This window comes from Amycolatopsis keratiniphila, from assembly GCF_000400635.2.
Classification (GTDB): Bacteria; Actinomycetota; Actinomycetes; order Mycobacteriales; family Pseudonocardiaceae; genus Amycolatopsis; species Amycolatopsis keratiniphila.
The window spans coordinates 2,269,947-2,294,873 of the sequence record NC_021252.1; the positions used below are offsets into that span (position 1 = coordinate 2,269,947).

At 69.0% G+C, this 24,927-nt stretch carries 24 protein-coding genes; 12 read left to right on the plus strand and 12 right to left on the minus strand.

Annotated features, from left to right (window positions below):
* The first annotated feature begins 1 nt into the window (after position 1).
* Genes AORI_RS51585 through AORI_RS51595 form a run of 3 tightly spaced genes read left to right on the plus strand, consistent with a single transcriptional unit; the run spans position 2 to position 3,296 of the window.
* Positions 2 to 523 (plus strand): RICIN domain-containing protein, encoded by a 522-nt coding sequence (locus tag AORI_RS51585; protein ID WP_123798347.1) that lies wholly within the window; start codon positions 2 to 4, stop codon positions 521 to 523.
* 32 nt (positions 524 to 555) lie between these two features.
* Entirely contained in the window at positions 556 to 2,529 is a 1,974-nt protein-coding gene (locus AORI_RS51590) for a HEAT repeat domain-containing protein (protein ID WP_016332500.1), read from the plus strand.
* 14 nt (positions 2,530 to 2,543) lie between these two features.
* Complete coding sequence (locus AORI_RS51595; RefSeq protein WP_081809654.1) at positions 2,544 to 3,296, plus strand: tyrosine-protein phosphatase; 753 nt, start codon at positions 2,544 to 2,546, stop codon at positions 3,294 to 3,296.
* Between the two features lie 17 nt (positions 3,297 to 3,313).
* Here the strand turns inward: AORI_RS51595 and AORI_RS51600 are convergent, their stop codons facing one another.
* Entirely contained in the window at positions 3,314 to 3,940 is a 627-nt protein-coding gene (locus tag AORI_RS51600) for a winged helix-turn-helix transcriptional regulator (protein WP_016332502.1), read from the minus strand.
* Between the two features lie 66 nt (positions 3,941 to 4,006).
* Between AORI_RS51600 and AORI_RS51605 the strand changes: the two genes are divergently transcribed.
* Positions 4,007 to 4,888, plus strand: coding sequence for an alpha/beta fold hydrolase (locus AORI_RS51605; RefSeq protein WP_016332503.1), 882 nt, complete (start codon positions 4,007 to 4,009; stop codon positions 4,886 to 4,888).
* Here the strand turns inward: AORI_RS51605 and AORI_RS51610 are convergent.
* The 3 genes from AORI_RS51610 to AORI_RS51620 form a co-directional block, all read right to left on the minus strand.
* On the minus strand, positions 4,885 to 5,253 hold the full coding sequence (locus AORI_RS51610) for a VOC family protein (RefSeq protein WP_043848667.1): 369 nt from the start codon (positions 5,251 to 5,253) through the stop codon (positions 4,885 to 4,887). The genes AORI_RS51605 and AORI_RS51610 overlap by 4 nt on opposite strands.
* A gap of 178 nt (positions 5,254 to 5,431) precedes the next feature.
* The gene (locus AORI_RS51615; RefSeq protein ID WP_016332505.1) at positions 5,432 to 6,247 is read right to left on the minus strand and encodes a serine hydrolase; all 816 of its coding nucleotides are present in this window, start codon (positions 6,245 to 6,247) and stop codon (positions 5,432 to 5,434) included.
* A 95-nt stretch (positions 6,248 to 6,342) separates the two neighbouring features.
* Positions 6,343 to 6,972 carry a helix-turn-helix domain-containing protein gene (locus AORI_RS51620; RefSeq protein WP_046199765.1) on the minus strand — a complete coding sequence of 210 codons (630 nt, stop codon included), beginning with the start codon at positions 6,970 to 6,972 and terminating at the stop codon, positions 6,343 to 6,345.
* A gap of 151 nt (positions 6,973 to 7,123) precedes the next feature.
* Between AORI_RS51620 and AORI_RS84210 the strand changes: the two genes are divergently transcribed.
* Positions 7,124 to 7,693, plus strand: coding sequence for an FG-GAP repeat domain-containing protein (locus AORI_RS84210; protein ID WP_016332507.1), 570 nt, complete (start codon positions 7,124 to 7,126; stop codon positions 7,691 to 7,693).
* Entirely contained in the window at positions 7,626 to 8,000 is a 375-nt protein-coding gene (locus AORI_RS84215; RefSeq protein ID WP_228688335.1) for a hypothetical protein, read from the plus strand. The genes AORI_RS84210 and AORI_RS84215 overlap by 68 nt, the downstream gene beginning before the upstream one ends.
* 33 nt (positions 8,001 to 8,033) lie before the next feature.
* Here AORI_RS84215 and AORI_RS51630 read toward each other — a convergent pair whose 3' ends face one another.
* A complete protein-coding gene (locus tag AORI_RS51630) occupies positions 8,034 to 10,724 on the minus strand; it encodes an ATP-binding protein (RefSeq protein WP_016332509.1) in 2,691 nt (896 codons plus the stop codon).
* 76 nt (positions 10,725 to 10,800) lie between these two features.
* On the opposite strand from AORI_RS51630, the gene AORI_RS51635 reads away from it, so the two are divergent.
* From AORI_RS51635 to AORI_RS51650, 4 genes are all read left to right on the plus strand, one after another.
* Entirely contained in the window at positions 10,801 to 12,165 is a 1,365-nt protein-coding gene (locus AORI_RS51635; RefSeq protein WP_043847981.1) for an MFS transporter, read from the plus strand.
* Between the two features lie 26 nt (positions 12,166 to 12,191).
* A complete protein-coding gene (locus AORI_RS51640) occupies positions 12,192 to 13,043 on the plus strand; it encodes an SDR family oxidoreductase (RefSeq protein WP_016332511.1) in 852 nt (283 codons plus the stop codon).
* Positions 13,040 to 13,456, plus strand: a complete 417-nt coding sequence (locus AORI_RS51645) for a Dabb family protein (RefSeq protein ID WP_016332512.1) — start codon at positions 13,040 to 13,042, stop codon at positions 13,454 to 13,456. The genes AORI_RS51640 and AORI_RS51645 overlap by 4 nt, the downstream gene beginning before the upstream one ends.
* 132 nt (positions 13,457 to 13,588) lie before the next feature.
* Entirely contained in the window at positions 13,589 to 14,842 is a 1,254-nt protein-coding gene (locus AORI_RS51650) for an HNH endonuclease signature motif containing protein (protein ID WP_016332513.1), read from the plus strand.
* 580 nt (positions 14,843 to 15,422) lie between these two features.
* On the opposite strand, the gene AORI_RS51655 is transcribed toward AORI_RS51650, so the two are convergent.
* The gene (locus AORI_RS51655; RefSeq protein ID WP_016332514.1) at positions 15,423 to 17,792 is read right to left on the minus strand and encodes an ATP-binding protein; all 2,370 of its coding nucleotides are present in this window, start codon (positions 17,790 to 17,792) and stop codon (positions 15,423 to 15,425) included.
* A 30-nt stretch (positions 17,793 to 17,822) separates the two neighbouring features.
* A complete protein-coding gene (locus AORI_RS51660) occupies positions 17,823 to 18,806 on the minus strand; it encodes a helix-turn-helix transcriptional regulator (protein ID WP_016332515.1) in 984 nt (327 codons plus the stop codon).
* 77 nt (positions 18,807 to 18,883) lie between these two features.
* Here AORI_RS51660 and AORI_RS51665 point away from each other — a divergent pair, with 77 nt between their 5' ends.
* Positions 18,884 to 19,222 (plus strand): YybH family protein, encoded by a 339-nt coding sequence (locus AORI_RS51665; protein WP_016332516.1) that lies wholly within the window; start codon positions 18,884 to 18,886, stop codon positions 19,220 to 19,222.
* A 51-nt stretch (positions 19,223 to 19,273) separates the two neighbouring features.
* Here AORI_RS51665 and AORI_RS51670 read toward each other — a convergent pair whose 3' ends face one another.
* The 4 genes from AORI_RS51670 to AORI_RS51685 all read right to left on the minus strand — a co-directional run bounded on the left by AORI_RS51670 (position 19,274) and on the right by AORI_RS51685 (position 23,191).
* A complete protein-coding gene (locus AORI_RS51670) occupies positions 19,274 to 20,008 on the minus strand; it encodes a hypothetical protein (protein WP_016332517.1) in 735 nt (244 codons plus the stop codon).
* 314 nt (positions 20,009 to 20,322) lie between these two features.
* Positions 20,323 to 21,720: an amino acid permease gene (locus tag AORI_RS51675; protein WP_016332518.1), complete on the minus strand. Its 1,398-nt coding sequence runs from the start codon at positions 21,718 to 21,720 to the stop codon at positions 20,323 to 20,325.
* A gap of 42 nt (positions 21,721 to 21,762) precedes the next feature.
* The gene (locus AORI_RS51680; protein WP_016332519.1) at positions 21,763 to 22,377 is read right to left on the minus strand and encodes a DUF2238 domain-containing protein; all 615 of its coding nucleotides are present in this window, start codon (positions 22,375 to 22,377) and stop codon (positions 21,763 to 21,765) included.
* A gap of 34 nt (positions 22,378 to 22,411) precedes the next feature.
* Complete coding sequence (locus AORI_RS51685; RefSeq protein ID WP_016332520.1) at positions 22,412 to 23,191, minus strand: isocitrate lyase/PEP mutase family protein; 780 nt, start codon at positions 23,189 to 23,191, stop codon at positions 22,412 to 22,414.
* 114 nt (positions 23,192 to 23,305) lie between these two features.
* Here AORI_RS51685 and AORI_RS51690 point away from each other — a divergent pair, with 114 nt between their 5' ends.
* Positions 23,306 to 23,620 carry an effector-associated constant component EACC1 gene (locus AORI_RS51690; protein ID WP_016332521.1) on the plus strand — a complete coding sequence of 105 codons (315 nt, stop codon included), beginning with the start codon at positions 23,306 to 23,308 and terminating at the stop codon, positions 23,618 to 23,620.
* 4 nt (positions 23,621 to 23,624) lie between these two features.
* Here AORI_RS51690 and AORI_RS51695 read toward each other — a convergent pair whose 3' ends face one another.
* Complete coding sequence (locus AORI_RS51695) at positions 23,625 to 24,869, minus strand: PucR family transcriptional regulator (RefSeq protein ID WP_016332522.1); 1,245 nt, start codon at positions 24,867 to 24,869, stop codon at positions 23,625 to 23,627.
* Positions 24,870 to 24,927: the final 58 nt, after the last annotated feature.

Sequence of the window (24,927 nt, forward strand, 5' to 3'; positions counted from 1 at the left end):
AATGGCCGCTCTCTGCTCGGCAGCGCTGATCGCCACCCTGCCGGCCGCCCAGCCGGCCTCGGCGGCGATCGAGTCGCCCATTGTCAGCGCGCTGAACGGCCAATGTCTCGACGCGCACGGCAACGGATCCAAGGTCACCCCCAACGGCGCGGCAGCGATCCAGTGGCCCTGCCATGGGGACACCAACCAGCTCTGGCACTTCTCCCAGGACTTCAACCGGGAGAACACCTTCCGGCTCCAGGTCGGAAGCGGGAACTCCAAGTGCCTTGACGTACCCGGCAAGAGCAGCGCGGCCGGGGTCGAACTCCACCTCTGGGACTGCCAATCCGATTCCGGTGGCAGCCAGTTGTGGCAGTTCCGCCACATCCGTTCCGAGAACGGCTGGCACTACCACTACATCCAGAACATACGGTCCGGTAAGTGCCTGGACATCCCTGGCGGATCTACCCGTAGCGGGGTCCAGCTCATCCAGTGGCCGTGCAGCCTCGCGGCGCGCAACCAGGTCTGGCGCAACCGGGCCTGACGCCATCGCGGCTTTTTGTCTAGGGTCGCGGTATGGGGGACACGGTGGACGATGTGGACTGGTCGCGGCTCGAGCACAATTACGGCAACGCGGCGGATGTCCCGGCGTTGCTCCGAGGCTGTGCGAGCCCGAATGTGAAGACGGCGTCGAACTCGCTTTTCGACCTGTCGAACAAGCTTTTCCATCAGGGCGGATGGGTGTGCTCGGCGGCGTCGGCCGCGCTGCCCGGTCTGGCCGATCTCGCCGGTGATCCGGCCGTCCACGGGCGGCACGAGGTGGTTGAGCTGATCAGCTGGCTGGCGGGTGAAGCGGTCGAGGTTTCCGAGCGGTTCGTCGACGCTGGTTGGCAGCCTGCGCTCGACAGGGTGAGACCACGACTGCTTGCGCTGCTGGACGACGCGGATCCGGCCGTTCGGCGGGCGGCGATCTCGCTGGTCGCTCACGGTATCCGTCATCCGGAGTCGATCGCGATGCTGCGTCGCCGGTGGACGGTGGAGACCGATCGCACGATCCGGATCGATGTCGTGGGCGCGCTGGGTGTGGTGTTCGCCTGGTCGCAGGACGGGGCATCAGGTGAGTGCCTGCACACGCTGGTGACCGATGACGACCCACTGACCGGACTGGCCGCCGTGCACGCTCTGGCCGTGTCCGATCCCGCTGTCGCGACGGACAAGGTCGGCCTGCTCATCTCCGGGGTGTTGAATGCTGATACCGCGCAGTACCAGGATTCCGAATGGGTCGGCCATGGCCCGGAGGCTCTCGTCCACAAGACCGGGAGTTTGCTGCTCGGCGACCCGGGCGCGGCCACCGCGTTCGCACTCGGCGTCGCTCGTTCCGGCGACGTGGCGAAGCGAGTCGCCGCGCTCAGGCATGTTCAACAGGTGCTGTCCCTGTGGCGCACCACCACCGAAGAGTTGCTTCCCCTGCTGGCCGCGCACCTAGACGACGAATCACCCGAAGCGCGTTACCGGGCGGCTGCCCTGCTCGCCTGCGTGGGTGAAAGGGGAGCGCCGTACGCCGAGCAGTTGATCGCCCGCACCCTCGATCACACGGCGCGGGCCCCTCGTACAGCGACGACCGTGGGCGATGCCGCGGTGTGGGCATTGGCGAGGCAGCATCATCCAGGCTGTGTGCCGGGTCTGGTGAAACGGCTGTGCCGTAGCAGCCTCGGGTTCAGCCCTGCGGGCTCCTACTACGACAGGACCAATCCGATATTGGATCAGCCGGCGATCGGCGAGGTACTGATCCCCTTGCGCGGACACGTCGATGCCCTTCTGGACGCCGTCATCGGCCGGCTGGCCAAAGCCCGCCGTGACTCCATACTCGCGCTGAACCTGTGCCAGGTGATCGCGGCATGGGGGCCGAGCGCGGCCGCCGCCTTACCTGTCGTCATCCGATTCCTTGACGACGAGCAGGTCCGGCCCGCGGCCGCGAAAGCGATCGGTGCCATGGGGCCCGCCGGTGTCGGCGCGGTGGACGCGTTGCGTCGCCACGCGAGCGAACCGGCCGTGGCATGGGCGTTGTGGCGCACCGGCGCCGATCCCGAAACGGCCGTCGCCGTCTTGACAGACCTCGTAGCCAGGCCGGGTCTCTGGCACACGACGATCGCGCTGCTGGCCGACCTCGGTCCACAAGCCGCATCGTGCGTGGACGAGCTTCGTTCCCTGAGCTGTTCCGCCGACGACTGGACTCGCACCGAAGCCGCCTACGCCTTGGCACGGATCACCGGCGATCCAACCGAGCCTGTGACCATCCTGACCGACTTGGCCTACCCGCTCGCGCACGGCGACTGCCTGCCTGTCCGAATCGCCGCGCTGCGCCACCTCGCTGACCTCGAAGCGACCGACGATCGAGTGCGCGAGCTGGCACAGGCCGTAGTCGACAGCGAACGGCGGCTCGCTTATTTCGGTGGATGGCACACCTTCGCCGAAGACGAACAGGCCTACACCGCCGCGACCGCCCTGCTGGCCGACGACTCCAGTGAGGACGGAGCACCCGAACGATGAGCACAAGCAGAGCCGTGACCTGGGAAGGCTTCTTCAACACCAGGGACCTCGGCGGACTGCCCACCACGTCCGGCGGCACGACCGGCTATGGAGCTTTCTTCAGGGCGGCGGACCTTCGTTTCGTCACCGAGACAGGCTGGGCCCAAGCGCGTGAGTCCGGCGTCCGCACGGTTGTCGACCTCCGCAACGCGGACGAGATCCGGCCTGCTGAAACTCCGTTGACGGCACAGGCGGGCTCGGCACAATTCGCCGCCGCCTCAATAGGTCCTGCCGTACCGACCGGCGTCGACCGGCTCGAAGTCCCGCTCGACGACATCGACGACATCGAGTTCTGGCAGCACGTCAACCGTGAGCGGCTCAACGGCACACCGCTCTACTATCCGGTCTTCCTTCAGCGGAAGGCCGAGCGTTGCGCTGCCGTCATCAAGGCGATGGCCCACGCCGATCCCGGTGGGATTCTGTTCCACTGCGGCGCCGGTCGAGACCGAACCGGAGTGATCGCGCTTCTGTTGCTTGCGCTGGCCGATGTCGAACCCCAGGCGATCGCCGCGGACTACGCCCTGTCCGCCGAAGCCCTCAGGGCCCTGTTCGCCGCGATGGGAACTGCCGACCAAGAGCCGCTGATCCAGGCTGTCCTCGCGGACCGGGGCACCACGGTCGAAGAGGCCGTCATGGCGACCCTCGAAGGCTTCGATGTCGAGCAGTACTTGCGCACAGCCGGCGTTACCAGCAGGGAAATCCACGACGTTCGCAGCAGACTCTCTTGAGACTGGTCGCCGGCGGTTCAGGCGGCGAAGACGGTGCGGACGACGGACTCGTCCCCGTCGATCTCGACCAGCCCGAGCGCGCGGGCGTCTTCGAGGGTGAGGGCGCCGGCGGCGAGGCCGAGGACGCAGGCGGGGACGGCGCGAACGGTGGCGTCGAGTTCGCGGCCGTCGTGCGGATCTACCTCGAAGCCGGAGCGTGTCGCGCGGAGCTGGTAGGGCGGGCCGCCGATCTCGAGGCCGATCGTCATCGCGGAGTGGACCTTCACCCGGGCGCCGAGCAAGGCGGGGACGGCGAGTGCGAGCCACTCCGGCCGGAACGAGTCGTCGCCGGGGCCTCGGGTCATCAGCGGGGTGGACCAGCGGATCAGGCTCTCGATCGGCTCGCGAAGTTCGGCGCCCCATGGCGTGAGGGCGTACTCGACCACGCTGCCCGAGCCGGCCAGCCGCCGCTCGACCACACCCGAGGACTCCAGGTCACGGAGCCGGTCGGCGAGCAGGTTGGTCGCGATGCCGGGCAGGCCGTCGAGCAGCTCCCGGTAGCGGGCGGGACCGATGAGGAGCTGCCGGACGATGAGCAGATTCCACCGATCGCCCACGACTTCGAGGGAGCGGGCGAGCCCGCAGTACTGGCCGTAGCTCCGCATGGAATCCCTCAACTTGTTTTTCTCAAGTGTGCGTGACAAGCTCAAGTCTACCGGAGAGGGGTCGCCATGTCGGATGTCACCGCGAACGTGAGGCCCTTCTGGGTCGACGAAGACTTGTTCCCGTTCGAGAGCCGTTTCGTCGACATCGACGGGAACATCGTGCATTACGTCGACGAGGGATCAGGCCCCACGCTTCTGTTCCTGCACGGCAATCCGACCTGGTCGTTCCTCTGGCGCGACGTGATCCGCGCGCTGCGTAAGGACTTCCGGTGTGTCGCCCTCGACTACCCGGGCTTCGGTCTGTCGACACCGAAGCCCGGATACCGCTACTGGCCCGAGGAGCACGCCGACGTCGTCACCGCGTTCGTCGACGCGCTCGGCCTGGGGGACGTCACTCTGGTCGGCCAGGATTGGGGCGGCCTGATCGGCCTGGCCACCGTGCAGCGGCGGCCGGACGTCTTCACCCGGCTGGTGCTCGCCAACACCTGGGCCTGGCCGGTCAACGGCGTCTTCCACTTCGAGTACTTTTCCCGGATCTTCGGCGGCCCGCCTGGCCGTTTTCTGGCCAGGCGGCTGAACTTCGTCGTCAACATGTTCGTCCCTTTGGGGCATCGGCGACGCAAGCCGACGGCGCTCGAAATGACCCATTACCGGCGGCCCATGGACAACCCCGGGCGACGCCGGGCCTCCGCCATGTTCCCTCACCGGGTCCTCGCCAGCCGCGCCTTCTTCGCCGAGATCGAGGCCGGGCTTCCGGGTATCGCCCACTTCCCGACGCTGATCGTGTGGGGAGACAAGGACATCGCTTTCCGCCCCCAGGAACGTGAACGCCTGGAAGCCACCTTCGCCGACCACGCGACCGTGATCGTCGAAGGCGCCGGCACCTATGTGGAATCCGACGCTCCCGAGGAGTTCGTCACCGCGTTCCGTGATTGGGCGGCGTCTTAGCCGCGGTCGTGGAGGGTGATGCGGTAGCCGTCGGGGTCGGCGAAGGTGAACGTCCGGCCGAAGGGACCGTCGATCGGCGCGGAGACGATGGTGTGCCCATCGGCGACGAGGGTGTCGTGAATGGTCTGGACGTCTGTGGCGTGCAGCCAGATCGCGGCGCCGATGCCGGGCTGCGGGATGGAGTCGAGGTCGGTGCCGGGAATGACCTCCCGGAGCGCGAAAGCGATCGGCTTCGTCTCGAAGACGACGGCGTGCGGAGGGCCGGCCGGTGAGCGGACGAGGCCTAGGTACTGCTCGTAGAACGCCTGCGAAGCGTCGAGGTCACGCGCTTGCAGCGAGATGAAGTCCGGGCCGGTGGCGGGCAAGGTCATGCTCCTTTTCGTCGTGTCAGCATCCTGACATAGGCGAGAGTATGTCAGGATGCTGACACAGGTCAAGGCGGTTGCCCCAGATGAACGCGGTCTCGGTTGCGGTCCTCGAGCACTGGAGGATTTCCGAGGATCGGATCAACGCCGCGCATCGCGGGTTTCGTGCGCGCCGCGGTCAGCCCTTGAAATAGCCCTTGAACAGGATCTCGCTGATCTTGGTGGTGGTCTCCTGGCCGGTTTCGTAGCCGTTCTGGATGACCTTGGTGTTGTTCATCAGCGCGAGGGTGTACCGCTCGTGCGGCCCGACGAAGCCGACCGAGTTCATGATCCAGGAGCCGTCGTCGTTGTCGTCGGACCAGCCGTTCTTGTTGCCGGGGCGGGCGGCGGGCCCGGCGCCCCAGACGCCCCACTGCTGGTTGGCGTCGACGGTGCGCATCTCGTGGACGATGTAGTCGCGGTGATGGCGGGGCAGCTTCGTCAGGACGTAGTTGACCAGCCGGTCCAGGTCGTTCGCGGTGGTCAGGATCCAGCCCCAGTGATGCGGGTGCTGGTCGGTGAACCGCATGTCGGTCATCCCGTAGGACGGGAAGCGCTTCGCGAACTCGGCCTCCCCGCCGTAGCGGGTCCACAGGGTGTGAGCGGCGGCGTCGTCGCTGGAGTCGAGCATGCGGCGCATCAGCTCCCGGTCCTCCGCGGTCAGCTGGACGGCGCCGGAGTCGTTGCGCAGCAACAGATCGACGACCATGGCCAGCTTCGGCGTGGAGCAGGCCCAGATGAGGGTCCCGGCGTCCGCGCTCCGGTAGACGGCGCCGGTCCAGCGGTCCCGCAGGACGATCCCGGTGTCACCGGGCCTGCTGTCGGCATAGGCCTGGGCGCGGGCGATGCGGGCTTCGAGCTCCCGGCCGAAGCGGGTCGTCGCGCCGGCGGGCGTGGCAGGTGTCAAGGCGAGCATCACCAGTATCGCGGTCAGGATGGCGGAAAGTCTCTTCATGCGTTCCCCAGGTTTCGGTAGTGGTTCTTCCTGAGGTGCAAGACGTTCGCGGGCGGCGGAGGTTGTCATGGGCAGGCGTTCTGTCACGAGCGCGCTCAAAGGGACATCGGCGACACGGGGTCGGCCTTGCGCACCAGTGCCGCGCCGAGGGTGCGAGCGGCCCGGGCGACCGTGTCGGACAGTGCGGCGAGCGGCTGCGGCGGCGCGAGCACGGCCGCGATCGAACCGACCGCCCGGCCGGTCGGCAACGTGATGGCCGCTTCGACGGCGACGAGTCCGTGTTCCGCCTGCCACACGGGGCAGAAGCGGCCGATGCGTTGCGGCACGGTCGATCCGGGTCGGAAAAGGCGGTGGTCCTCCGGCCGGGCGAGGCTGGCGGCGGCGATCAGGATGTGCCCGTCGCAGGGCACGGCGAGCACCGAACTGGCTCGCGTGGCCGCGGTGAGGCGCCGGAGTTCGCCGCGGGCCAGCTCCAGCAGGCGCGGATAGGGTTGCCACGATTGGCCGAGCCGGAATGCCTGCGCGCCGACGCGATAGCGGCTTTCGCTGCGTTGGACAACCTCCAGTGCGGTCAATTGCTCGAGTAATCGATGTGCCGTCGCTTTCGGTATCGAGCACGAATTCGCCAGCTGGGTCAATCCCGCTTCACCTTGATGCCGTACCAAGGCATCCAATAGGGTGAAAGCACCTTCGAGGACGCTTCTCGGTCTTCTCTTGGTCTCCATTGAAATCCCCTCGCGCGGTCCACTGGACGGAAACCTTGCTGACAAGGCCATCCCGTCGGTGTCAGGGTGGAACGGTCCCGGTGCGTATCTTCGGTCAAAAAGCGCGAACTGGGAAGAGTGCATCCACCGAACGGAAAGAGGTTCGAGCAAAATGCGAAGATCCATTCGGCTGGGGACGGCGTTGGCCGGTCTGCTCGCCGGTCTGCTCGTGGCGCCCGGGGCGGCGGCGGACGAAGGCGATTTCCGTATCGCCGCCTCGCCCTCGTCGCAGAAGACCGCCGCGGACTTCGACGGCGACGGGTTCGCCGACAAGGCGGTTTGGCGCCCTGGCAACGGTGTCTGGTATGTGATCCGCAGCAGCAACGGCAGCGTGGTGTCGCAGCAGTGGGGCGTCTCGGGCGACGTTCCGGTCGCCGCCGACTACGACGGTGACCACCGGGCCGACTTCGCCGTTTGGCGGCCGGGCAACGGTATTTGGTACATCATCCAGAGCAGCAACGGCGCGGTGGTGACCCAGCAGTGGGGTGTGGCCGGCGACGTTCCGCTGACCGGCGATTTCAATGGCGACGGCCGCTCCGATTTCGTCGTCTGGCGGCCGAGTAATGGGACCTGGTACGTGCTGGGTATCGCCACCGTGCAATGGGGTGTGGCCGGTGACGTTCCGGTCGCGGGGATTCAACGCGGACGGACGCGCCGACTTCACCGTTTGGCGGCCGAGTGACGGCGTCTGGTACGTACGGGGAATCGCGACCCAGCAATGGGGCGTCTCGGGCGACATTCCGGTGGCGGGCGATTTCAACGCGGACGGCCGCTCCGATTTCGCCGTTTGGCGGCCCGGTAACGGCGTCTGGTACGTGCTCGGTATCGCGACCCAGCAATGGGGTGTGGCGGGCGACGTGCCGATGGGAGGCGACTTCGGCGGCGACCCGCGGGCGGACTTCGTGGTGTGGCGCCCGTCGAACGGGACCTGGTACGGCCTGAACCTGTTCACCACCCAATGGGGGACAGCGGGCGACATCCCGGTCTGAGCTGCCACTCGTGTGCGCCGCTGGCCTACCCGGTCAAGAAGTGACCCCGGCGTCGAGAAGATCGGGCATGTCCCTCAGCTGCCTGCGCGAGGTGATGCCGAGCTTGCGGAAGATGTTGCGCAGGTGGGCGTCGACCGTGCGGGGGCTGAGGAACAGGCGCGTGGCCACCTCCTTCGAGGTCGCGCCCGCGGCGACCTGGCGCGCGATATGCGTCTCCTGCATCGTCAGGTGGTCGTAGGAACGTCCGGTGCGGCTGCGCGCGACCTCCCCGGTCGTGCGCAGCTCGTCGGCGGCCCGCCGGGTGAACGCCTCCAGCCCGATGTCCGACAGCCGTTCGTGCGCGGTGCGCAGGTGTTCGCGGGCCTCACGACGGCGTCCCTCGCGGCGCAGCCACTCGCCGTACCGCAGATGCGCCCGCGCCAGGTGTACCGCGAGCGGGCCGTTTTCCAGATGCCCCAGCGCTTCCAGGTGGTCGGCCTCCGCGTCGCTGACCAAGGCCCGCGTGGCCGCCGCGATTCCGCGGGCGAAGGCGGTTCCGGCGGGCTCCGTGCGTTCGGTCAAGGAGTCCAGCGCCGACCGGGCGACGGCGGGCTCGCCGCACCGCACCGCGGCTTCCACGAGTTCGGGCAGCGCGATGCCGGTGAGGAAGAGATCTCCGCTCGCGACGGCACGGGTCGCCGCGTCCAGCGCGGCGGGGTAGTCGGCGAGACCGTTGTACAGCACCGCGGTCGCCCAGTGGGCGTTCGCGGTCAGCTGGCCGTTGCCCCGCGTCGTCGCCTGGGCGAACAGGTCCAGCACTTCCTCGCGGCGGCCGCGCATGGCCGCCAGATGCACTCGCGGGTAGAGCTGCGGCGCGTCGCCGACGGCGTCCGCGATCGCCTCTTCCTCCGCGATCGCGGCCATGGCCCGGCCGAAGTTCCCGGTGAGCACCGCGTGCAGCGCCACCTGGGACAGGCCGAGCCGGATGGTCATCGGCGATCCGGTGTCGTGCCCGGTCCGCACGAGCCAGTCGACGATCGTCGCGTGCAGTTCGATGTCCCACAGTTCGCCTGCGAGCACGGTGGCCAGGGCAGGCGTCCTGGTCCAGCCGTCGTCGTCGCCGGTGAGAACCCGGCGAAGCGCGGGCACACCGGCGTGGTGTCCTTCGGTGGTCAGCCGCACGAGCGCGTCGAGGAGGTCCGGCGGCCCCGGAGGCGCCGAGCGGGCCGCGTCGAGGACACGATCCAGCACTCCCGCGGCTCTGCCGACGACGAGCCCCATTTCCAGTGCCGCGACGAAGAACTCGCGCGCTCGCTCCGGATCGACGGGGGCGAGCCGTTGGGCCGCCCGCAAAATGAGTTCCGGCCCCCGCACGGCTCCCTCCGCGCCTTGGACGAACGCGATCCGCCCGCGCAGCAGTTCGACGGAAGCGTGCTGCGGCACATCCAGTGTCTCCGTGTCGACGCTGGCCAGCAGATCCGCCGCCGCGTCCGTCCCGCCCGCTTCGAGCGTCGTCCGCGCGGCCGCGAGGGTGCGCTCTGTCTGCTTGGCGGGATCGAGCGAAAGCGCCGCCGCCCGTTCGAGGAACGCGGCGGCGGCCGCCACGCCACCGCGCGCCTGCGCCCGCGACGCCGACAACTCCAGCTCCGCCGCGACCTCTTCGTCCGGCCCGGTGGTGGCCTGGGCCCGGTGCCAGGCCCGCCGGTCCCCGGCGGTTTCCGGGTCGGTGACCTCGGCCAGCGCGCGATGCGCGGCATGGCGCTGCTCCGGCTCGGCCGCGCGGTACGCGGCGGACCGCGCCAGCGGATGGCAGAAGCGCGCCCGCGTGTCGAACCGGATCAGCCCGGACGCCTCGGCGGCGGCGCTCGCGGCGGGCACTGCGATGTCCAGCCGCCGCGCGGCCGCCCACAGCAGGGCTGGGTCGCCGGTGGGATCGGCGCTCGCGAGGATCAGCAGCCGTCGCGCGTCCACGGGCAGTTCCGTCATCCTGGCCAGGAAACTGCGCTCGATCCGGCTCGCGACCGGCGACGGCTCCGGCAGTGCGAAACCACCCGCCTTCGGCAGTTCGATCAGGGCGAGCGGGTTGCCGCGTGCCTCGGCGAGCAGCCGGTCACGCACCCGCTCGTCCAGCGTCACGGTCTTCTCGCCGGCCAGCACGGCACGCGCGTGCGCGTCGCTCAGACCGCCGATCGTCAGCCCGGGCAGTTCGTCCAGCCCGCGGACCGGATCCCGGTCGCGGGCGGCGAACACCATCGCGATCGGCTCGGCCGCGATCCGCCTCGCCAGGAACGTCAACGCCCTCGCCGAGGCGGTGTCGAGCCAATGCGCGTCGTCGACCAGGCACAGCAGCGGACGCGTCCCGGCGGCGGTCGACAGCAGTTCGAGCGCGGCGAGGCCGACCCGGAACGGGTCCGGCGCGCCGTCGGCCAGCCCGAAGGCGACGAGGAGGGACTCGCGGTACGGAGCCGACAGCGTGTCGAGGTGCGCCAGCGCCGGAACGCACAGCTGGTGCAGCGCCGCGAACGGCAGTTCGCCCTCGAATTCCGACCCGGAGGCGCGGATGAGCTGGAATTCCCCCGCGGTCGCCTCTCCGACGTGGTCCAGCAGCGCGCTCTTGCCGATCCCCGGCTCACCGCGGAGGACGAGCACCCCGCCCTCGCCCCGGGCCGCCGCGCGGACCAGGACGAGGAGGCGATCGATCTCGTCGCGCCTGCCGACGAGCGGACGGGAGGACGTCGTGGGCATGGCCCGAACCCTAGCGAGACGAACTAGGTGATTGTCGCCGACGCGAGCGAAGGCGGGACCGCGCGATCGTTGCGGCATGACAGTACGAGAGACGGGACGGGTCTCGCGCGGGGTGGCGATGGCCGGCCTGGCGAGCGCCATGTTCCTGGTCATCCTCGATGCCGCGATGGTCAACCTGGCCGGATCCAGGATCCGGCAGGGTCTGGGGCTGACCGCCGCCGAGCTCACCGCGGTCGTGGACAGCTATCTGGTGACCTTCGCCGGTCTGCTGCTGCTCGGCGGCCGCCTCGCCGACGTGCTCGGGGCCAGGAAGGTGTTCCTGGCCGGAATGGCGGCCTATCTCGCGGCGACGGCCTTCTGCGCGCTGGCCACCGGCGGCGGGATGCTGATCGCCGGGCGGATCGGGCAGGGGATCGGGGCCGCGGTCCTGATGCCCGCCGCGCTTTCGCTCGTGCTCGGCCTCTACCCGTCGCCCGCGGAACGCACCCGGGCGATGGGGGTCTGGGGCGCGGTCGCGGGGGCGGGCAGCCTCGCCGGTGTCTTCCTCGGCGGAACCCTGACCGAACTGCTCGGCTGGCAGGCGGTGTTCGTGGCACCGGTGCCGTTCGGCGTCGTCGGCGCGCTCGTCGTGTGGCGGGCGGTGGCGCCGGTGCCCGGACGGCCGGGCCGGTTCGACGCGCTGGGCGCCGTCACGATCACCGTCGGGATCTCCGGGCTCGCGCTGGGCATGGTCTCCGCCTCGGACGCGGGCTGGACCGCGCTCGGCACGATCATCGGACTCGCCGCGGGGCTCGTTTCGCTGGCGGCGTTCGTGGTCGTCGAACGGCGTTCCGCGCGGCCCCTGGTCCCGCTCGGGGTGTTCCGCCGGAAACCGGTGGTCACCGCGAACCTGGTGATGGTGCTGATCGGCGGGACCCTGACGAGCCTGTTCTTCTTCCTGCCCCAGTACCAGCAGGACGCGCTCGGGATGAGCCCGCTGGCGACCGGGATGACCCAGCTCCCGCTCGCCGTCATGATCATCGTCGGCAGTGTCCTCGCGCCGATGCTGGCGAAACGCGTCGGGCCCGGCCGCGCGCTGCCGACCGCCCTGACCGTCCTGCTCGCCGGTTTCCTGTGGCTGGCCTGGGATCCGACGACCAGCGGCTTCTCGGCGAGTTTGCTGGGCGCGTTCCTGCTGATCGGCACCGGGCTCGGGCTGGGTGCCGTCAACGCCACCGCGATGGCGGTCCGCGACAGCGCGGACGGCGAAGCGGGTCTGCTCAGCGGACTGGTCAACGCCGCGCAGCAACTGGGCGGTGCGGTCGGGCTCGCCGCGCTCGCCGGAATCGCCATCGGCGCCGCCGGAACACACGGCGACATCTCGTTCACGACCGCATTCCTCGGCGAAGCCGCCTTCGTCGTCATCGCCCTCGCGGTATCGCTTGTCTCCGCGAAACGTTGACCTCCACCAGGAAAGGAAACTCCACAATGGACACCGTGCTGGTGACCGGCGCGACCGGAACCGTCGGATCCGCATTGATCCCCGCCCTGCTGGCCCGCGGAGTCGCCGTCCGCGCCATGACCCGGGACCCCGGACGTTCTGTGCCCGGCGCCGAGACCGTCGTCGCCGACCTGCGTGACCCGGAATCCGTTGCGGCTGCACTGAAAGGCGTCGACGCGGCCTTCCTCAACAGCCCCTCCGCGGCCGACGCCGCCACACACCAGATCCGGTTCGCCGACCTGGCCCGGGACGCCGGCGTGAAGCGGCTCGTGCTGCTCTCGCAGTACGCGGCGAACGCGGACTCGCCGGTGCGATTCCTGCGCTGGCACGCGGAAGTCGAGGAATACGTCCGGAAACTCGGGATCGATCACACCGTGCTGCGCCCCAACCTGTACCTGCAAGCGCTGCTCGGCTTCTCGCGCACCATCGCGCAAGGGTTCATCGCCGCGCCCATCGGCGACGCCGCCGTCAGCGCGATCGACACGAGGGACATCGCGGCCGCCGCCGCGGTCGTGCTGACCGATGCGGGGCACACCGGCCGGACCTACACGCTGACCGGCCCCCGCGCCGTGACCCACACCGAGATCGCCGACGCACTGTCGATGGTCACGGGACGGAGCGTCGTCTTCCACGACACGTCCGCCGATCAGTTCGCCGCCGCGCTGAACGGTTTGCTCCCGCCGTGGCAGGTCGACGGTCTCATCGAGGACTACGCCCACTACGCCCGAGGCGAAGCCGCCGAGGTGCACACGTCCGTCGCCGATCTGACCGGAAACCCCGCGCGAGACGTCACCGATTTCGCCCGCGATTACGCCGCGGCTTTCGAGGCCGTCCGATGATCTACCACTGCATCCGGTTCACGCTCAAGCCGGGGGTCTCCGAAGAGGAGAAAGCGGCGGGTCTCGCGCAGATGGGCGAGCACATCAACGCTATTCCCGCGATCAAAGCACGCGTCGTCGGACCCGATTTCGGTGGTGAATTCGACTACGGCGCCGTCACCGTCCTCGAAGACATCGAGGGATACGAGCAGTACATGAATCACCCGGCACATCTCGCGATGGACCGGGCCGGGTTGCCGTTGATCGACCGGTTCGTGTCGTACGACGTCACCGACGATCCGGATCCGGAAATCGGCGCGAAGATCGCCGATGTGCATCGGCGGCGGTTCCGAGACGTGCCGGATGTGGCGGAGTTGGTTGCGGGGCTTGGGGAGTACAGCGGTAGTGCGGCTCCTAGGCGGCTTGGGAGTTGAGTCGGTTCTGCGGAATTTCGCCGAGGGTGAATGGGCTTCGGGGCCGATTCACCCTTCGGTGTTGTTCGTGCGGTTCGCTTGTTGCTTAAAATTACGAACACATGTTCGATGGATTTACGGTATTATTGAGGGGTGTCCGAGACCTTCCTCCCCGAACTGCCGCAGGAGCTGTGGCGCGCCGGCAAGCTGGAGCTTGCCCATGGCGTGCAGCAGTCCTTGCAGGTAATTCGAATGGCGACCGCTTGTTTGGGGCGGTTCCTGACGGAGATCGAGTCTCGTGGCGTCAAAGACTTATACGGGCATGGAAGTACGGCTAGCTGGTTCGCAGAGATGGCCGGGTTGTCGCGGGGCGAAGCGGGCGCGGTGGTGAAGCGGGCCCTTGCCCTGAACCCCACCCGGGCCTTGGACGGCACCGAGGTTCCGCCTGTCGCTCCGTGCACCGCCGCGGTTGCCGCTCAGGGGTTGGTCGGGGATGAGCGGATCGATCAGATCCTGGAGATCTTGAAACGGCTCCCTGCCGACACCTCCGCTGGAGATCGGGCCAGTGCGGAGAAGATTCTGGCCGAGCTGGCCCCGAACGCCGGACCCCGGCAACTCTCCAAGGCCGAGACGAAACTGATGGGTTGGCTCAACCCCGACGGCAACGAGCCGAAGGATCCAGAGCCCAAGGAACCACGCCGCGAAATCACCCTGGAACGCCGGAAAGACGGCTTCTGGAAACTCACCGGTCTCCTGGACGATGAGACCGGGGCTCGCACGGCAGCCGCGTTGGAGGCGCATGCCCAGCCCCGCCCCGTCGGCGAGTTCGGCCAAGCGGATCTGCGGATGAAGTGCGAGCGCATGGGAGACGCCTGGGCTGAGCTTCTGGATATGGCGATCGCCTGCCCGGACCAGCCCGGCACCAGTGGTTACCGGACGTTGGTGCACGTCACCATCGGGCTTGAGGAACTTAAATCGGGTCTCGGGACCGCGTGTCTCGACTTCGTCGGGACGATGACCGCCCGCGAGGCGCGGCTGGCCGCCTGCGATTGCCTGATGTTGCCGGTCGTGATGAGCGGCTCGGGTGAGCCGCTGGATATGGGACGGCTCAGACGGTTCGTCACGCCCGGCCAGAGACGCGCACTGAACATCCGCGACGGAGGCTGCGCCTTCCCGGGATGTCATCGGAAGCCCAAGAACTGCCACGCTCACCATATCGAGCACTGGGCAGACGGCGGACCCACCGACCTCCGAAACCTCGTGCTGCTCTGCGGTTTCCACCACCGCTTGATTCACCACGGTGACTGGGAAGTACGCATGGCGGCCGACGGGTTACCGGAGTTCATCCCACCCCAATACCGAGATCCGCTCCGAAAACCCCGGCGCAACACCCTGCATCACGTCTGAACCCCCGAGGAGCCCGCCAGCCACCCAGGCGACGGGCCCCTCGGCATGCCCAGCACCGGTGACCGTGTGGATTTCGGGACATCTGACGTCCCAAAACCCACACAGTCCAGCACGCCCCAAAGCCATCCTCATCCATCCCTGACCGCCGACCCACCGTGACCGGATCGATCACGCACGACCGTGTGGATTTCAAGTCAGCCCATCGAAGGCCGAGCCGAGATCCTCAGGACCGTCCACTTCCTCCACGACGGAGACCTCCGACTCCAGAAAGACGATCACTATGCGCCCGACCGCCGGCGGCCTACGAGAAGTCATCCACCCCAACACCGTGGACCTGCAGCAGTCGAGGGTTTACCGGAGCTGACCCCGTCCGCATAACCCCGAAACCGGCAGAAACCCCCCCGCCCACCGGCCTACGTTGATGCCAGTCGCTCAGCGGCGACACGGAACCGAGGGATCCGGACACGCCCATCGGTCTCCGAACCGACGTCGTCCCCGACGACACACACGCCGAGGCCGGCGGGATACCGGCCGATCGGCCGCTGCCCCCCGATCCCCATCCGGCCTCGGCGTGCCACGGTCACGGGAGCCCTCCGACCCGATCACCGAGACCACGAGCGCGTTCCCGGTCCGCGCGGGCCGACCCCGGATCGCCCATCTCGTCGGCCAGCGCCGCTCGTTCGCCGAGCGTGTCGATCTGGGCCTGGGTCAGCCCGATGCGTTCGTAGAGTTCCCCGGCTTCGGACAAGCGGCGGTGCGCGTTCGCGTGGTCGCCCTGGCGGCGCAGGAGCCGCCCGGTCTCCTGCAGCGCGCGGGCCTGGCCCATGGTCGCTCCGTGCCGCCGGAACAGGCCGAGCGCCGTTTCGCACTGGGTGAGCGCCCGATCGGGCGCGTCCAGCGCGGCCAGGTTCTGTGCCGAACGCAGCAGCACGTACGCGTAGTTCGTGTCGTCCACCGGGGTCCGCGTGCCGCCGTGCTCCTGCGCGAAATAGCGGACACAGACATCGAACTCCTCGGCGGCGTCGGCGAACCGGCCGGTCCGAAACCGATAGGAGGCCCGCATCGTCCGTGCCACATGGACTCCGAGTGGGTAACCGGCTTCCTCGAACAGTCGCACGGCTTCGTCGAAAAGCTCCGGCGACGTCGTGCTGCCGGTGTCGCGGGCATGGGCGCTCGTCAGGTACACCCGTGCCCAGCCCTGTTCGCGCGGGTCGCCCGCCTCCAGCGCGGCGTCCCACGCCAGCCGGGCCATCCGGATCGATTCTTCGGCCCGGTCGCGCAGCGAAGCCTGCACCCAGGACAAATAGTTCCGGTGCACCGCCTCGTCCCGTTTGCTGCCGAGCGCGATGGCCGAGTTCACGGCGAGTTCGAACACGTCGTACCAGACGCTCGCGGTCCCGCCGATCTCCGAATACCAGTGCATCGACTCGGCCAGGTCGAGGACCGGCCGGTGCTCGCCGCGCGCGGCGACGCTTTTGACCGCGGCGAGCCAGTTCTTCAGCTCGACTTCGAGCCATCTGCCCGCGCCGGTGTGATCACCGAACGACGGCGTGGCGACCGGGAGCGGGCTCACCCCGTCGCTCGGGTGGAAATAGCGGCCCGCCGCCGTCGCGGTGCGCACCAGCCAGTCGGCCAGCCGCTTCTCCGCCGCGGTGACGACTTCGGGGGATTCCTCCAGCGCGAGCCGTTCGGTCGCGAAGACCCGCAGGAGGTCGTGGAACTGGTACCGCCCGTTCTCCTGTGACGTCTGCAGCAGGCTCGCGTCGGCCAGTTCCTCCAGGAAGACGGCGGCGTCGTCTTCGTCGGAGGCTTCGACGAGTGCCATCGCGGCGCCCACCGAGAAGTCGGCCGCCGGGACGAGCGACAGCCGCCGGAACACCGCGGCGGCGTTCGGGCTGAGCTGGCGGTACGACAGTTCGAACACGCTGCGCACGCAGAGATCGCCGGCGGTCAGGGTGGTCAGCCGTCGGCCGCGATCGCGCAATTGGTCCACCAGACGCGACAGCGGCCACGTCGGACGGCTCGCCAGCCGGTTGCCGGCGATCCGCAGCGCCAGCGGCAGCCTGCCGCACAGCTCGACCAGTTCGAGCGCCGCCTGCCGTTCGCGCGCGACGCGGCCCGCCCCGATGATGGCCGACAGCAGGGCGATCGCGTCGTGTTCGCCGAACACGTCGAGGGGGAGCCTGCTCGCGCATTCCAGCCCCACCAGCATCTGGCGGCTGGTGACCAGGGTGAGGCAACGCGGTCCGCCGACCAGCAGCGGACGGACCTGGGCTTCGTCGGCCGCGTCGTCCAGGACGATCAGGGTCGCCCGATCCCGCAGGAGCGACCGGCACAGGCCCGCCCGGTCCTCGGGGTCGGCGGGGATGCGGACGGCGTCGACGCCCAGCGAGCGCAAGATCAGGTGCAGCAGGTCCGCCGGGTTCGCCGGTTCGGCGGACATTCCGCGCAGCTTGAGGAAAAGTGTCCCGTCGGGGAACTCTTCGGCGAGGTTGTGCGCGACTCGGACCGCGAGGGTGGTCTTGCCGGTCCCGGGTGGCCCGCTCAGGATCGCGACCCGTCCCGACCGGCGCCTGCCGTCGCACAGATCCGCGGAAAGGGCGCGCAACGCGTCGAGATCGTTCTCTCGTCCGGTGAGGTCGTCGACGTCCGCCGGGAGAACGCCGATCAGGTACGTCTTGTGGATTTCGGGCGAGGGGGCACGGCCCTGCCTCGCGGCCTTCTGCAGGCCGGTCAGCTCCTCGTCGGTCAAGGACAGCGGCGCGGCGAGCGCTTCGATCGTGCGGCGCTGCGGGCTTTTGGCGATCCCCCGCTCCATGTCGCTGATGGCGCGGACGCTCACCCCGGACCCCTCGGCGAGCTCCTCCTGCGTGAGTTCGGCGCGGACGCGGTAACCCTTCAGCAGCACACGGAAACTCGTGGCTGCCCGGCCCGGGGCGGCGTTCGTCATGATCGGATTATCCCGCCCCGACCTGCGGGCTCAACTTGACTTTTGTCTCACGGGGTACCGGGCCGTGATCGCCGCCGCCCTGTCCCGCAAGGAATCGCGTAACCAAGGCGGGCCAAGGGCTTCCGCGTCCGCGGCGAGCTGCCACAGCGCCCATTCGGCGTGCCGCGCGTCCTGGAAGGTCACCGCCAGCCTCAGCCTGCCGTCCTCCTCGGTCTCCTCCGCGAGGACGGCCAGCGCGGTGCTCACCAGCTGATCACGCCGAGCCGGATCCACCCGCACCTCGACCGCGACCTGATCCCCGCCGGACCGGAACCGCGTGCTGCGTTCCTGCCAGGTCCGGTCCAGATCGACCCGCTCCGATCGTTGCGCGGGTTCGGGGAGTTCCTCGGCGGCTCGCAGCCGGGACAGCCGGTAAGTCCGGTCCTCACCGGATCTCGTGGCCAGCAGGTAACCCTGATCCCGGACGGTGACCAGGCCGATCGGGTCCACCGTGCGCCACCGCGCCGCCTGACCCGAGGCCGCGTAGTGGATGCGCAGCTTGTGCCCGGCGAACACCGCGCGCCGGACCTCGGCGACGATGGCGTCGGGCACCTCTTCGGCGACCACGCGGCGCGAGAGGAGATCGGTCTCCGGGTCGATGAGCAGCCGCCGGGCCGCGCCCGCCGCGGTGTCCCGCTGCCCTTCCGGCAGCGCGTCGATCACCTTGAGCATGGCCGAGGCGAGCGCGGAACCGAGGCCGAACGCCTGCGCGCCGCGCCGCGATCCCGCGATCAGCAGCGCGAGCGCCTCGTCGTGGTTCAGACCGGTGAGCTCGGTCTGGAAACCCGGCAGCAACGCGAAACCGCCGTTCCTGCCGCGTTCGGCGTACACCGGGACACCCGCCGCGGACAACGCTTCGATGTCGCGCAGCACGGTGCGGGTCGAGACCTCCAGCTCGCGCGCGAGCGTGGTCGCGGACAGCCTGCCCCGGTGCCGCAACAGCAACACCAGTGAGACCAGCCGGTCGGCGCGCATGGGAAAACTCTAGCGGAATACACGACACAGGATGTCGTGTATTCGCTGCGAAGCTCATCCCCATGACAAGCAGGACTGTGGCCACTGAGCCGAACGATCTGGGCAGGTTCTTCATCGAACGAGGCAACGCGGGCGATGTCGACGGGCTGGTGGCGTTGTACGAACCGGACGCGGTGCTGGCGTTCCCGCCGGGCAACGTCGCGACCGGGCACGCGGAGATCCGCAAGGTGTACGAGGAGTTCGTCGCGGCCGCGCCGGAACTCCTGCCGGGCAGGCAGCACCCGGCGCTGGTGAGCGGGGACCTCGCGCTCACGGCGTCCACGCTGACCACCGGTGAGATGACCGTCGAGGTCGCCCGCCGTCAGCCGGACGGTTCCTGGCTGTGGGCGCTGGACCAGCCGGTGTTCGTGCCGTGACGGGACGGCTCACCGGTGACGGGGCCCGTCACCGGCGAGCCGTGCACGGGGTCAGACCGTGCAGTTCCTGGCCGTGCCCGTGTTCACCTTGGCGCCGGTGAACTCCTCGATGATCGCGATGTTCTCCGGTGCGTAGTTCTTGGCGACGATCTTGGCCACGTCCGCGCTGCCGAGTTTGGCGGCGTGGGGGGCGGACTGATCCAGCCAGTAGGCCGTCCGAAGGAACTCGATGAGCACGAACTGGCGCAATTCGGGCTGTGCCTTGATCTTGGCCCAGTAATCGGGATGCTTCGTCTTGGCGACGCGCAGGTACAGCTGGAGGTAGCGCAGGTTCGTGGCCGCGATGTCGCGGGAATTGCTCGCGCCCACCCCTTGGATGTACTCGGCGACGACGGTCGCCGCGGGCAATCCCATCAGCCCGGCGTTGAGTTCCGCGATGACACCTTGCATCCGGTACGAACCCTGCTGCTGGCCGCGCAGGTAGATGTCGTCCATCGACCGCGTGAGATCGTCCGTGATCAGCGGGAGTATTTCGCGGCGGGGGAATCCGCCGTGGATCGGGACCTTCATCGCCTTGCGGGAAGCGTCGATCCAGGCGGAGACGTAGACGTCCCACGAGGTTCTCGACGGATCCAGATCCCACATGTGGGTCTCTTCGTGGATCGCCACCATCAGGGATTCGGCGAGCGCGTTGAAGCTGGTCTTGTTCACGAACTGGCTGAAGTACTTGTCCTTGGCCTGGGCGATCGCGAGGGCCTCACCGCTGGGCCAGCGCCGCTGGTACACGGCCTGGATCGTCTGAAGCCACTTCGTGGACTGGAAACCGGCCTTTATGTCACTTACATCGGCTTTCGGTTGTACGGGTTCTTCATAACAGAAGGGCGCCGCCGTCTCTTGCGCGGCGGCGGGGACGGCGAATGGGGAGAGGGACAGGACGAGGCACGCGGTCAGCACGGTAATGCGATTTCGGCGCATGAATTCCTCGGTTCACGGTAGGGTTTTCCGTGGTCGGACGGAAGTGTCCCCTATCGATCACCGTCACTTCAATGATCCGGCCCGTACTGCGGCTGGACAGGCTAGGAATTATGGCGGCGAACGGGCTATTCCGCGGCCAGCCGGGATCGGCGCATGCTGTAACCGAAGTAGATCAGCAGACCGAGCGCCATCCAGCCGGCGAAGACGATCCAGGTGGCGCCGTCGAGGCTGAGCATCATGTAGCCGCAGCACAGCACCCCGAGGATCGGCGTGACGGGGGAGAACGGCACCCGGAACGAACGTGGTGCCTCCGGTTGCCGCTTTCGCAGCAGCAGCACGGCGACGTTCACCAGCCCGAAGGCGAAGAGCGTGCCGATACTGGTGGCGTCCGCCAGCTTCCCGAGCGGGACGAACGCGGCCAGCGTCGCGACGAATCCGGACACCACCAGGGTGTTGATCCGCGGCGTGCCGCTTTTGGGATCCACTTTGGACAGCGAGGCGGGCACCAGGCCGTCACGGGACATCGAGAACAGGATCCGCGTCTGTCCGTAGAGGACGGTCAGCACGACACTGGAGATGGCCACGATCGCGCCGACGGCGAGCAGTCCGGCCCACACCGGGTTGCCCGCCACGACGCCGAGCACATGCGAGAGCGCGGCTTCCTGGCCGTCGAACTCCTGCCACGGCAACGCGCCGACCGCGGCCACGGCGACCAGGCAGTACAGCACGGTGACGATGGCGAGCGAGAGCAGGATCGCCCGCGGCAGGTCACGCTGCGGGTTCTTCGCCTCCTCGCCCGCCGTGGACGCCGCGTCGAAACCGATGTAGGAGAAGAAGAGTTTCGCGGCGCCGGCGCTCAGCCCGGCCAGGCCGAGCGGCAGGAACGGGGTGAAGTTCGCCGCCCGCACCGCCGAGAACGCGATCGCGCAGAACAGGACCAGCGTGCCGACCTTGATCACGACCATGATCGCGTTGGCCCGCGCGCTCTCCTTCGCCCCGGACAGCAACAGGAACATGGCCAGCAGCACGACGACGATGGCCGGGACGTTGACGATCCCGCCCGACCCCGGCGGCTGGCTCAGCGCGTCGGGGATGGCGAAACCGAACGTCAGCCGCAGCAGCTCGTTGAGGTACTGCCCCCAGCCGACGGCGACCGACGCCACCGAGACGCCGTACTCGAGCACCAGGCACCAGCCGCAGACCCACGCGACCAGCTCGCCGAGCGTGGCGTACGCGTAGGAGTAGGACGAACCGGACACCGGGATCATGCCGGCCAGTTCGGCGTAGGAGAGCGCCGAGAACAGCGCGGTGACGCCGGCCAGCACGAACGACAGCACGACCGCGGGGCCGGCCACGGGCACCGCCTCGCCGAGGACGACGAAGATCCCGCTGCCCAGCGTCGCACCGATGCTGAGCATGGTCAGCTGACCGAGACCGAGGGAGCGCTTCAGCGTGCCGTGATCACTCTCGGTGATCAGGTCGGCGACCGGTTTACGCCGCACCGCCGCGGCTCGCAAATTCATGACGACGACCGTATCTGCCGCCTCGGGAGGCCATGGGCCCGGCTATCGCCCGGCCAGCTGCCGGTCGTGAATTCCGCGCCAGACCAGCAAAGAAAGCACCGCGCCGCACAGGCAGAGGAACATGTCCCACTGGGTGTCCCAGATGTCCCCTTGGGTGCCGAGGAAGTCGTCCGCACCCGAACCGGCGACGAGTGCGCTGGACCACTCCACCAGTTCGAAGCCGACGGCGATCGACAGGCAGACACAGACGGTCAGGAACGCTACCCAGCCGCCGGGGCGCAGCGGCGTCCGCCGCAGCAGCACTTCGCGGACGGCGATCGCGGGGACGAAACCCTGGACGAAGTGGGCGAACCGGTCGTAGTTGTTCCGCTGGGTGCCCATCCAGGCCTGAAACCACTCCCCGGCCGGGGTCTCGGCGTAGGTGTACTGCCCGCCGTAACACAGCACGAACGCGTGCAGCACCAGCAGCCAGCAGAGCAAACGGGTCAAGGGAAAGCGTTTGCGCAGCGCCACCACCAGCGGCAGCCCGATCAGCACCCAGACGACTTCCAGCAGCCACGTGCCGGGGGATTTCGCCTGGACGCCGGTCGCCACGAGTGCCGCGAGCACCGCGCCGGCCAGCAGGGTCCCTTCCGTCCGGCCGACACCGCGCACCATGGAAGGGACCCTACTTCGACGGGCTCCGGCCCGCTCAGTTCAGCTTGCGCATGTCGGCGGGCAGGCCGCCGCCGGCGTAGACGTCCTCGGTGAGCTTCGCCAGCGCGGTGAGCGCGACGTTCTGGCTGAACGGCCCGTAGGACACGCGGGAGACACCGAGCTTCTGCGCGGTGGCCAGCGGGATCGAGCCCGGGACGCCGATCAGGTTCACCTTGCGCTCGCCCAGCGCCTCGACCAGCCTGCCGACCTGGGTCTCGTCGAGCTTGCCGGGCACGAAGACGTTCGACGCGCCCGCGTCCAGGTACGCGCGGCCACGGGTGATCGCGTCGGCCAGCACCTCCTCGGGGTCGCGGTCGCCCGCCCGGAGGAAGGCGTCGGTGCGGGCGTTGAGCACGAAGTCGACACCGGCGGCCTGAGCGGCGGCGACCGCGGCCTCGACGGCCTTGACGGACTCGGCCAGCGGCTTCATCTGGTCTTCGAGGTTGCAGCCGACCGCGCCGACCTCGATCGCGCGGGCGACCGTGCCGCCCGGGTCGCCGTAGCCCGCTTCCAGGTCGGCGGTGACCGGCAGATCGCCGGCCACGCGGACGACCAGGGCGACCTCGGAGATCATTTCGTCGCGGGGGATCACCTCGCCGTCGGGGTAGCCGCGGGCGGCGGCGATACCGTGGCTCGGCGTGGCGAGCGCCTGGGTGCCAGGGGTTTCGGCGACGACCTTCGCGGTGATCGCGTCCCAGACGTTGACGACGAGCAGCAGTTCGGGGGCGGCGTGCAACTCCTGCAGCCGCGTGGCCTTCTCGGCGGTGGAAACCATGCCGCCAATCTAGAGGTTTCACCCGCATCACGACGAGGCGTTGAGTGCGCCGAACGTGTTACGCGCCGGGCCGGGGCCACGACTGGGAGGCATAGCACGTTCGAGGGAGGCCCCATGGAGCTGACGATCAACGCCGCCGGCGACGAACAAGCGCTGACCGAGTTCTACAGCTGGCTTCGCGACGACGTCGACGTGGCGCGGTCCGCGACGATCAGCCTCGCCGGGTCGCGGGACACGGGGGAGATGGGGGCCTTCGAGGTCATCTGCATGTCCATCGGTTCCCTGACCGGGCTGGCGAACCTGGGGATCGCTTGGGGTGGCTTTCTGCGCACTCGCGAGGAAACCCCGCCGTTCACCATCACCGTCGAGGGCGAGCTGACCGCGGAACAACGCGCCATGCTCCGGAACCTGGACCTGCCGTTCTCCTGACGGGTCAAGCGCCGCTTCCCAGCCACCGCAACGTTTCCAGCGCGACGGCCACGTCCACCGCGTTCTCCGCCAACGGCCGGGGGAGCAGTTCGTCGGCCCGCGCCAGCCGCCGGACGACGGTGTTGCGGTGGGTGTAGAGCCGTTCCGCGGTCCGCGTCGTGTTGCCCAGTTCGTGCACGTAGGTCCGCACGGTCTCCCGGGTCTCGGTGTCGGCGTGCCGGAGTTCGCCGAGGGTGTCGGCGATGAACTCGTCCGCCTGCGCGGGATCGCCGGTGAGCAGCACGAGCAGCTGGATGTCCTGGTACCGCGCGATCTGCCGCGGCGAGGTGAGCCGGGCGAGCATCCGCTGGGTGGCGGCGGCGTCCAGATGGCTGCGGCGGAACCCGTCGATGCCGCTGCCGGGCCGCCCGAGCGCGACCCGGACGTCGGGATGCGGCGCGAGGTCTTCGGCGAGCCGGTCCGTGCGCGGCGGTGTCCGGCCGGGCAGCCAGACCCACAACGCGGCGGCGCTGGCGACGACGGTCAGCCGGTGTGAAGCGCCGCTGGCCCGCATGAGCGTTTCCGCGGCGGTTTCGAGCTGCTGCGACGACGGGGTGACCGAGCCGCTCCAGACGATCGCGGCCGTATGCGGGCCGGCGAGCGGGTAGCCGAGCTGGGCTTCGGCACGCGAGCGGCTGATGGGCGCGCCTTCCAGCAGCAGCGTGACCGTCGCCCGCCGCTCGGCGTGGGCGCCGCGGGTCAGCTCCGTGCGTTCGGCGGCCATCCGTTCCGACACCGCGGAGACGGTGTCCTCGATGAACGTGGTGATGGACAGCGACGAGACGTCGAGCAGTTCGCGGAGCAGCACCGGATCCGACGTGAGGTCGAAACAGATCTCGATCCACCGGCGCCAGGCCACTCCCTGCGCCCGCCGGTAGGCGTCGAGGCCGCCGGAGTCGAAGCCGCGGCGCACCATGTCGCGGGCGCCGTCGAGCACCTCCTGGTTCAGGTTGGCGGAGACGCGTTCGCCGGGACGCTGCACGTTGGCGGCCGCCCAGTGCAGCAGATTCGCCAGGTTCGCGCGTTTGGTCCCCTCGGTGAGCACGGGGTCCTCGGCGACCGCGCGCATGCTGTCCCCGCCGAGGGAGGCTTCGTGCAGCTCCTCGATCCATTCGGCGCGCGGATGCAGCACGATTTCCGCGCCTTGCCGGAAGAGGTCACGGGCCTCGGGGGACAGCGTCGGCCAGGGCGATGCGGCACTTTGCACCATGAATGCATGATGATGGTGCAGATAGTGCTAGCGCAAATCCCCGCCGCACCCGCATCGT